Raw genomic sequence first — 8469 nt, 5'->3', positions numbered from 1 at the left:
ATGAAAAAGCCAGTTTTTCCAGTGTTTTCAAGGGTTTCCAGTATTCTTTTCGAACCCTTTCTGAGCCTTCTTAAACCATGCAGAGGCCTGACGCCGGACGGTGTGCTTTGGGTTGTTCTACGCTTAACCTTTTGTAACACCTTTACTCGCATCAACAGCATTATCAACTCTACCCGTCGACTTAACAACATCGACAACTCCGTCAGCTTTGTTTAATAACTTGCCAACTTTGACAACATACGAACCCGGAACAAAAGGTAAGAATGCCGCTCCTATATCCCAAGCTAAATATCCTGCATTAGCCCAGCTTGAATCATTCCAAAATTCTGTTGCACTCCACCCAATACTGGCAATATCTAACGCTGTTTCAAACCAAGAACCGGACGGATCAACAAAATTGACAGGATCTCCACCTGTATAGCTATATCTGTTAAGACTGATCAGATAGTCCTTCGTCAAAAACCTGCCGATTCCTGCTTCGTAGTACCTGGAGTTGAGATAATACAATCCGGTTTCTTTATCGAACCTGTAGCCTGCATAAGTGTAAGCATGGTTGAAGGCTGAGTCGGCAGAAATAGTTACTGCCTGGCCGCTGCCATCCTTCACACTTAATATATTCCCATAAGGATCGTAATCATATTCCCGGAAGACATTTCCGTTGCCGTCCGTTACGGCAATTACGTCTCCGTGAGCGTTGTAATGGTAATAATACCAGGTGTTGGAGCCGGGATTGGTGATGTTGTAGTTCATGCTTACTGCCAGCGGTTTGCCGTTGGGTGATTTGACGTATAGCGCATGCAGGATGTTGTTGGCATCTCCGCTCTTAGTCTCGTACAAAACCCCGCCGTTCCCATAGTGGTAAGTGATGGTGCTGCCGCCGGTTGTTTTTGTAAGTCTTTGACCTTGGGAATCGTACGTGTAAGTTGCTATAGTCTGATTACTGCCATCTTTGACCTCTATCAGCCTGTTGGCTTTGTCATAAACGTAATTATACGTTACCCCCTTGACGACAGCACTGGTCAGGTTGCCGCTGTTGTCATAGACAAAGCCGGAAGTGGTGATCTGGTTGTCGTCGTTGTAACTGAACGTCTGATTCTGGATGGTTCCACTGATTAACAGATCCATGTTCAGAATATTGCCCCTCGAATCATAGGAGTAGTCGAAGGTGTAGTTATTGCTGTCATAAGTGATTTGGGCTTGGGTCAAACGGTTCAATTCTTCGCTGCCATTATTATAGGTGTAAGCCGCACTCGGGCTTCCCGCACCCTGACCGGTTATAGCCGTTATCCTGCCGTCGCTGTCGTAGGTGTAAAGGCTTGACCATTTAGTGGAGACAGTGGTCGTTGTGTTGTTTCCGTTAATGCTTTTGCTAATATTATTGGTCTTGCTTTCGATGACCTGACCGGCATCGTTGTACTTTAATTCATCACTGGTATTATTCGGATTTATGATAGAAGAGAAGCGACCGCTTTCATCGAAGTATAGACTGAACTGTTTACCTGCGGCTGTAATGGTTTTGACAAGATTGTTGCTTAGATACGTGAACAGGTAAGTTATTGGATTTGATGTTTGCTGTTTAACCGTCAGATCAAACCCGTTCAGCTGGTCCGTTGGGGAATACATGTCCTGTCCCGTAGGCTGGCTGATTTTGGAGACCTCAGTACCGCTTCCGTCTTTTTCGGTGTAGGTGCTGAGCCTGTCCATACCGTCATAAGTGTAGCTGAATTCCCCGATCTTGGTATCGCTGTTGTTTAACAGTTCTTCCTTGGTTACCTGGCCTTCCAGGTTGTAATCGAATTTGTATTTGGGGCCGTTCAGGATCTTCAGGAAGTCCAGGCCGAAGTATTTATACCCAAGGGTAACGCTGGGGTTATTTACGCTGTCTCCGGGATTAACCTTACCTGTCAGCCTGCCGGATTCGTCATAGAGGTATTCGGTGATTTTGTCATTGGCCGATTGGCTCAAGTTGGGTTTGGCAATCTCTTTGACCATATTGCCGTATTCGTCATACTCGAACGAATTCTTGTAGACCGTTGTTGTCCCGTTCTCCTTGATCTCTACGTCCGTGACATTGCCGTTGCTGTCCTGGGTATAAGTCGCCGTATTTCCGGCGTTGTCCGTAACCGTCCGCAGGTTTTCCTGTCCGTCGTAGGAAAATTGGGTAACTTCACCCGTAGGGGTCGTGACCTGGGTTGCTTGACCGTAGCTGTCGTTGACATAGTTTATTTCCTTACCAAGCTGGTTGATGGCTTTGGTAACATAATTGTTGTTTGCGTCATATTCGTTTCGAGTAGTTTGGACACCGTTACTAAAACGAATATTATCAAAATAAACTTTACCGGAAGCATTCTTCATTTCCAGCCTAACCTTGAAGAAGCCATTCTGAGTAGTCTGGGTAGACTTAACTACATAGACGTACTTGGTCCAGCCGCTGTCTTTGGTAATTAGTTTGGTGGCAAAGTCGTTAAGGGAAGTACCTGATTCATCGTAATAGTAGATATGCACCCAGGCACCGCCATCGGTCCCCAGATTATCGAAGTCGGTCTTTAAGAGACCGCTTAAGCTATAGGACTGGCCCTTTCTCACCGGGATGACGGTCTGGGACTCTACATAGGAAGTTCCTGTAGTAGTGGAACGCTGGATCTTCAAGCTTTTGGTCCCGGAATATTTGTCTTCCGTGGTAATACTGGAATTGCCATCGGAGGCGGTCCATTTGGTCATGTCCCGTTCGAAGGAGGAATTTTCTAAAGAGTTATAGTCTCTGGCCTGGGAACTTTTTTCAAACTGGATGTTATCGAAGTAACCGTCAAAGCCGGTATAGGCAATGGCCATGACTTTGGCATAGACGGCATTGGTTGGAGGGGTAAGGGACATGCTGTAGCGTTTCCAGTCCTGAGTCTGGTTAATAACAAAACAGCGATCCTGTGCTATTTCGGTATAGCTGGTGTCAAACCAGTAAACATGGAGACGGACGCCATCAGTTCCTGAACCATTGACTTTAATATCTCCGCTCACAATAAAGTCGTCTACTCCCGTAAGCGCGATATAATCCGTCCACTGGTAAGCACTTGCATCCGTTCCAGGATTAATATGCAGGACATTACTGCCGCCATATGGCGCTGTGGGGTCATATTCAGCCTGGCTGACCCTGCCGGTCGGACTGGATTTGCTCCAGCCAGTCGGCTGGTAGACCGCTCTTAAGCTCTGGTCGAAGTTAAGTTTGTACGTGGTGCTGCTGTCAGTGCCGGTGGGCTTCATCAGATTATATGAATCCTGGATCGCCGTATCCGTTCTGGCGATATTGGAAATTCTTAAGTCGTCAATTAGTCCGTCGAGATAGCGAATATCCGTACTCGACTGCCTGCCGACCATCGGAGTCTGAGACAAGCTGATATTTAAAGCACTGGGGGTAAGCTGATGGTAATCATAGCACCCTCCTCTTTGCTACTATATTCAAATGCCAAACAATAAGGAACGTTTTCAATTCTTATTTGATTATAAGCATCCGGCCAGCGTATTGATCGCTGACCGGATGAAAAACAGAATTTGATTTAATGACGCTGAAATGAAGCTTTCCCCCAGCGTGTTTTTGTTATTAGGGCAGAAGCGGTACAAATTCACCCGCTCTGAAGGTATTCGCCGGGCTCAATTCCCCACTGGCCAGCCGAAAAGCCGACCAAATATAGATTCCATCCGTGACATTGGTTAGTGTAACCTCATACCTATTCAAGACTGTTGCATTAAGATTCAAACTAGCAAATTCTATTACATTGCCTGGCCCAATGGTCAGTAGCGTTGGTGTCCCAAGTGCCGAGATCCCCGTGCCTGAAGAAAAATCAAAGACTGTAAGCGTCACACTGACAGTAGCTGTTCTATTGTTCAAAACCTCGACGTAAAAATCGTCATTATTATTCGGATTATCCCGTTGAGCAATACCGGTGGTCAAATCCTGACTGAAACTTTGTTTCAATATTTGAAATACTTCGGTTTTAATCTCTTCTAAACCAAAGGTCGGGCTATAAATAGCCGTGTAGATGCCTTCGACCAGGGTACCGATACTAAAGACTTCGGTCTTGATCTCCGCCAACCCAAACGTCGGGCTATAGACTGCTGTATAGATTGCTTCGATAAATGTGCTCCCGGACAAATTTTCTACTGTCGTGAAAATGGCTTCAACCAAGGTTCCAATTGAAAATACTTCGGTCTTAATCTCGGCTAACCCAAATGTTGGACTGAACACTGCTCCCTCTATGGCTGCTACTTCGGATTTGATCTCACCTAATGGACCTGATACATCCCTTTGCTTTGCATATAATTATAAATAGATTCGCCATGCTGCTGCTCTTCCGTCTGGATATGATTTAATACTCTGCGGATGTTGGTATCTCTGAATTCAAAAATGGCCGTATTGTACGTCGAAGCAATATGTTTTTCCGTTGAAAGCATATCCTGACAAAGATCGGCATCCTGCTGATTGACCATTCCGGCCTGTCCCATACCGGACGTCATAAATTGGGGCTGTTGCTGCTGTTGACCCTGTTGGATATTCGGAATTCCGCCGCTTAAAATCTGGTTAAGGCTTGTCAGATGCTCCTGCTCTTTTTGTGCCAGACTCTGAAACAACTGTTGAAGCTGCAGATCCTGGGTCTGACCGGCATAGTTATTGTACTTCTTAATACACAGTTCTTCATGGCTCTTGGAATCTTCCAATAAAGATCTTTCTTTACTTGTAAGCTGCATCATGTAACCCTCCAACATTTTTGATGATCTATGATCTTGCTGAAATTGTCCCTAAAGATACGAAAAGGACAGAGGGAACCGCAAAACTACTACTTTGTAGTGTTAGCGATACCCTCTTTCATTTTTTAGTGAACCGTATACATTCCTTTATTTTGCATATACCTGAAGATTTCTTCCCCCTGCCTTTGCTTTTCACTCTGTATACTATTCAGGTCCTGACGGAGGGAGGTATCCTGGATTTCAAAAATTACTGTATTATAGGCCCCAGAGAGATATTTTTCTGTTGAGAGCATATCATGGCAAAGCATCGAATCTTTTTGACCCGTCATGCCCTGAGGCTGGCCTGATATTCCGGAAGTTTGGCTCAAACTTTGATCAATTTTTTGGACATGCTGCTGTTCATGCTGCGCCATGTTCTGAAAGAGTTGTTTGAGTTGTGGATCTTGAGCTTGATTGGCAAATTCACTGCATTTTTGAGCAAACATTTGCTCGTGGCTTTTCAGGTCTTCTAAAAGCATTTTTTCTTTCTGGCTTAATTGCATTTCATTTCCTCCTATTATCAATCTCCATTATATTTTGCTGAAAATCTATTGTTATTATGCAAAAAGTTAAAATTCAATTGTTCTTCTTTGTATAATCAATCAGAATATTGCAAGACTATAGATGGTAACGAACGATTAAAATCTGAATGAAGGGAGAAATACATTTGTTCAAACATGATAAGCAGCTGCTGAAAGATGTACGCGTCGACGGTCCTAACCCAAATTATGCGTCTTTAATGTTAGATCAGTTAGGCGGACCGCATGGTGAGCTCAAAGCAGCTTTACAGTATCTGTCTCAGAGTTATCGCATCAAAGATGAAAAGATTAAGGATCTTTTCATGGATATTGCTTCAGAAGAATTAAGTCATATGGAAATGGTCGCCCAGACAGTCAATCTATTAAACGGCCACACGCTTGAAGCCATGAATACTTCTGTTGGCACCGTGGAATCACATGTCATCGGCGGACTTGCCCCCATGTTAACCAATGCTTCAGGCTATCCCTGGACCGGAGCATATATCGAGTGTACCGGCGATCTCGCTGCGGATTTGCTGTCAGATATATCGGCTGAAACAAGGGCAAAAGTAGTTTATGAATATCTCTACCGGCAGATTAACGATAAAGGGGTAAGAGAAACGATTGACTTCCTTTTGAATAGGGAAGAAGCACATAATACACTTTTCCGGGAAGCATTCAATATGCTCCAGAATACAGGCTCACTCCAAGACTGGGGAGTTACTCAGGATTCCAAGGTATACTTTGATCTCTCAACACCTGGAAAGTACTTCAATGAACTTAAAGACCCCCAAGCGCCAAGATTCAATACTCCTGATCAACCCCACTAAATATAATAAAAACAACCCGGGATTTAATTCTCGGGTTGTTTGTGTTTCTCATGTCATTAATTCTATCGTTGTCTATCGTTGTCCTATTGTATATTAGAACTCAGGGCTTTTCCATTTTTTATACTTGGTCAATTCCTTGTCTAACTGGTTGAATATTAGCCCAAGAACAGCAGCATCATCGACTAGTCCCAGTGCAGCAATCCAATCAGGAACAAGATCAACAGGGGATACGAAATAGATAAGCCCGGCAATGACAGAAATTATGGCCGTTTTGGAGATCGTTCTGTAATCACCGTTTAACCAGTCTTTTAATAAAGAAAAGAGCAACTGAATTTTATCCCAGATATTCTGGATTACATCGCGGTTTTTATTGTTATCCGCTTTTTTCAGAGCTTCAGTAAGCAAATTTTCCGTCTTTACAGGGTTGTCCACATAGTCTTTAGCCTTGTTCTGCCAGCGCTCCATCTCCTGTGGCTCAACTATGATCTCTGCATCTTCGTATTGTTCAATTTCCTTAATATTATCAGCCATTTTTCTATCCTCCTGAATGCACCTTTACGACGAAAACTTTTGGCGAAGAGCAAAAATGACACTTGGTAAAACAGTGATGAAAATAATCGCAAAAATGATTAATGAAAAGTTCTGTTCGACTGTCGGAATGTTCCCAAAATAATATCCGCCCATCACAAAAAGTGAAATCCAGGCCAAAGCCCCACATATATTGTAGAGCATGAACTTCCACAGCCTCATGTTGCTGATCCCTCCGACAAATGGTGCAAATGTCCGGATAATTGGTAAAAACCGTGAAATAAAAATCGTTTTCCCGCCATGTTTTTCATAAAAACTATGGGTTTGAATGAGATATTTCTTTTTAAAGAGTCTGTTGTCTTTCCAATTGAAGGCTTTCTGTCCAAAAAATCTTCCAATGAAATAATTCTGCGTATTTCCTGCGATTGCCGCAATAAGCAGTAGGATAAAAGCAAATTTAATATCCATCGCCCCTGTTGCTCCCAGAGCCCCGATGACAAAAAGCAAAGAATCCCCCGGCAGAAACGGTGTTACAACAAGTCCGGTTTCACAAAAAATGATTAAAAAGATAATCAGATACGCCCAGACACCGTACGTTTGGACCAACATATCCAGGTATTTGTCAATATGTAAGACAATATCAATCAAACTCGTAATAAATTCCATCAAATTCTCCTTCATTCAAACAAGCATTTTAAATAAACACGTTAGATTTTTGAATCATTTCCTTGCCTTTAATATAGTAATATAACCATGACAAAAGAACAAGAAACGGCTAATATTAAATCTTGATAATCAGATTACCAGCCTGCTCTTAAAATTGTCTTAGAATTCTATCAAAAATAAAAATAGGTAATAAATCCCAATATAATTAGCACAAATAAGCAGAACAAGCAATTTCGATATTATGATTGCCCTTAAACTGCTCAATCTTTATCGCGTCTTGGAGTATTTCACTCTGATTAGAGATATACTGTCCGACGATCTCTTCAACCTCGGGAAGTGCATTCAAATCTTTTAAATAAACCATAAAAGAATAAATCTGATTTAAACTGCTCCCTGCGGACTCCAGAGTATTCTTCAGGTTCTCCAAGCACTGCCTGACAGCCTGCTTGAAGTCACCCTCAATAAGCCTTTGGTCAAGTGAAGAAAAGGGCTGTATAGCAGAACCGTGATAATAATTTTCTATGATAACCCCTTGTGAGAAAGGCCCTTCAGACAGAAAAAGCTTTCCGTTATTGATATATTTTTTTTGGCCCCGATAGGCTGAAAATTCCAGTTCAACATCGGCTGTGCTTTCTAAATCTGCAATTTGAATAAAAACCCGAATAGGGTAATTTCCTTCTTTAAAATATAAAGAAAAGACTTCATCAATCTGGGAACCAAGTCCGATATTTTTAACCATAATGAGTACTGAATAAATATCTTCCAGCTTAAAATCTTTTTTTCTCATAAAAACTCTGGCCATCTCAAGTATTCTTTTCGTTTGAGTTCTGATGTCTTTATCTGCTAAGTTATTAACAAAATAGTCAATGAGCTCCAGGCTGGAAAAAAATAAATAGTTATCGTCTGCACCATTATTCACGGGCTGATTTTCTTTAGTCCGAAGTGTATCCATCATTTACTCTCCATTTACTGCTATTTCTCAATCAATTTACCCTATAGTATACTGAATTATTCATGGAAAGCAAATAAGAAACAGAGCACCAAAATAGATGCTCTGTTCTTAATTACCTGGCAACGTGCTATTTTCCCTTGCAGTATCGTCGCCCCAGGAGGTCTTAACTTCCGTGTTCGGGATGGGAACGGGTGGT

At 42.5% G+C, this 8469-nt stretch carries 8 protein-coding genes and 1 rRNA gene; 1 reads left to right on the top strand and 8 read right to left on the bottom strand.

The window, feature by feature from the left end:
- Nucleotides 1–123: 123 nt before the first annotated feature.
- The 4 genes from OKX56_RS08165 to OKX56_RS08150 all read right to left on the bottom strand — a co-directional run bounded on the left by OKX56_RS08165 (nt 124) and on the right by OKX56_RS08150 (nt 5282).
- Complete coding sequence (locus OKX56_RS08165; RefSeq protein ID WP_287896123.1) at nt 124–3387, bottom strand: RHS repeat domain-containing protein; 3264 nt, start codon at nt 3385–3387, stop codon at nt 124–126.
- 208 nt (nt 3388–3595) lie between these two features.
- Nucleotides 3596–4240 (bottom strand): hypothetical protein, encoded by a 645-nt coding sequence (locus OKX56_RS08160; protein WP_287896122.1) that lies wholly within the window; start codon nt 4238–4240, stop codon nt 3596–3598.
- A 38-nt stretch (nt 4241–4278) separates the two neighbouring features.
- The gene (locus tag OKX56_RS08155) at nt 4279–4743 is read right to left on the bottom strand and encodes a spore coat protein (RefSeq protein ID WP_025205092.1); all 465 of its coding nucleotides are present in this window, start codon (nt 4741–4743) and stop codon (nt 4279–4281) included.
- 122 nt (nt 4744–4865) lie between these two features.
- On the bottom strand, nt 4866–5282 hold the full coding sequence (locus OKX56_RS08150; RefSeq protein WP_025205089.1) for a spore coat protein: 417 nt from the start codon (nt 5280–5282) through the stop codon (nt 4866–4868).
- Between the two features lie 164 nt (nt 5283–5446).
- Between OKX56_RS08150 and OKX56_RS08145 the strand changes: the two genes are divergently transcribed.
- Nucleotides 5447–6127 carry a manganese catalase family protein gene (locus OKX56_RS08145; protein ID WP_015043991.1) on the top strand — a complete coding sequence of 227 codons (681 nt, stop codon included), beginning with the start codon at nt 5447–5449 and terminating at the stop codon, nt 6125–6127.
- A gap of 93 nt (nt 6128–6220) precedes the next feature.
- Here OKX56_RS08145 and OKX56_RS08140 read toward each other — a convergent pair whose 3' ends face one another.
- From OKX56_RS08140 to rrf, 4 genes are all read right to left on the bottom strand, one after another.
- A complete protein-coding gene (locus OKX56_RS08140) occupies nt 6221–6658 on the bottom strand; it encodes a YkvA family protein (protein ID WP_019225158.1) in 438 nt (145 codons plus the stop codon).
- A gap of 24 nt (nt 6659–6682) precedes the next feature.
- A complete protein-coding gene (locus tag OKX56_RS08135) occupies nt 6683–7321 on the bottom strand; it encodes a DedA family protein (RefSeq protein ID WP_019225157.1) in 639 nt (212 codons plus the stop codon).
- Between the two features lie 205 nt (nt 7322–7526).
- Nucleotides 7527–8276, bottom strand: coding sequence for a Rid family hydrolase (locus OKX56_RS08130; RefSeq protein WP_025205086.1), 750 nt, complete (start codon nt 8274–8276; stop codon nt 7527–7529).
- A gap of 111 nt (nt 8277–8387) precedes the next feature.
- Nucleotides 8388–8469 (bottom strand): 5S ribosomal RNA (gene rrf, locus OKX56_RS08125); the annotation flags it as partial.

Origin of the sequence: Dehalobacter sp., assembly GCF_030063005.1 — a bacterium.
In the GTDB taxonomy this organism is placed as follows: domain Bacteria; phylum Bacillota; class Desulfitobacteriia; order Desulfitobacteriales; family Syntrophobotulaceae; genus Dehalobacter; species Dehalobacter restrictus.
Note: the sequence above shows the minus strand (reverse complement) of the source record. Positions and strands in the feature narration are given on the sequence as shown.